The sequence below is a fragment of the Nocardia takedensis NBRC 100417 genome, from assembly GCF_000308695.1.
Taxonomy (GTDB): Bacteria; Actinomycetota; Actinomycetes; order Mycobacteriales; family Mycobacteriaceae; genus Nocardia; species Nocardia takedensis.
Genome location: NZ_BAGG01000178.1, coordinates 1 through 695, shown reverse-complemented (window position 1 = coordinate 695; position 695 = coordinate 1). Strand labels below are relative to the sequence as shown.

Sequence of the window (695 nt, the reverse complement as noted above, 5' to 3'; positions counted from 1 at the left end):
GTCGATGGCCGCCCGCAATTTCGCGCCCGCTTCGGCGGCGACGGGTTCGAGGTCGGGTTGCGTGGTGACCTGCACCATCAGTTCGGGGTTCATCGCCTCGACGGTGATGTCGTCGGTGTCGGGGGAGCGGCGTACCACGACGTTGCAGGGCAGTAGGAGCCCGATCTGCCGGTTCACGTCGAGCGCGCGGTGGGCCAGCGGTGGGTTGCAGGCGCCGAGGATCAGGTAGTCCTCCATGTCGTGGTCGAGTTTGGTTTTCAGGGTCGCTCGCACGTCGATCTCGGTGAGTACGCCGAATCCCTGCGCGGCCAACGCCGCGCGGGTGCGCTCGACGACCTCCTCGAAGTCTCCGGCGACAGTCGTGGACAGTCCCAGCTCGATGGTGTCGGTCATGGCGTGTGTTCTCCTGTCGGATAGCGGTTCTCGGGTCAGGCGAGGGCGAGGAAGAGTTTTTCGAGTTCTTCGACGGTCATCGGGTCGCTGTCGCCTTCTTTGCGTTCGAGGCAGTCGCGCAGGCCGGTGGCGACGATCTTGAATCCGGCGCGGTCCAGGGCGCGTGAGACCGCGGCGAGTTGGGTGACGACGTCTTTGCAGTCGCGTCCGGCCTCGATCATGGCGATCACGCCGGCGAGTTGGCCGTGGGCGCGTCGGAGTCGGTTCAGTACCGGGGCGATGGTGGTCTCGTCGCCGATCAT

The 695-nt window shown here is 66.0% G+C and carries 2 protein-coding genes; both read right to left on the bottom strand.

The window, feature by feature from the left end:
- Positions 1–381, bottom strand: a 381-nt coding sequence (locus tag ON30_RS27810; RefSeq protein WP_040711907.1) for a DUF302 domain-containing protein, incomplete at its 3' end; no start/stop codon positions are given.
- A gap of 47 nt (positions 382–428) precedes the next feature.
- On the bottom strand, positions 429–695 hold a 267-nt coding region (locus ON30_RS27805; RefSeq protein WP_040711905.1), incomplete at its 5' end, for a metal-sensitive transcriptional regulator.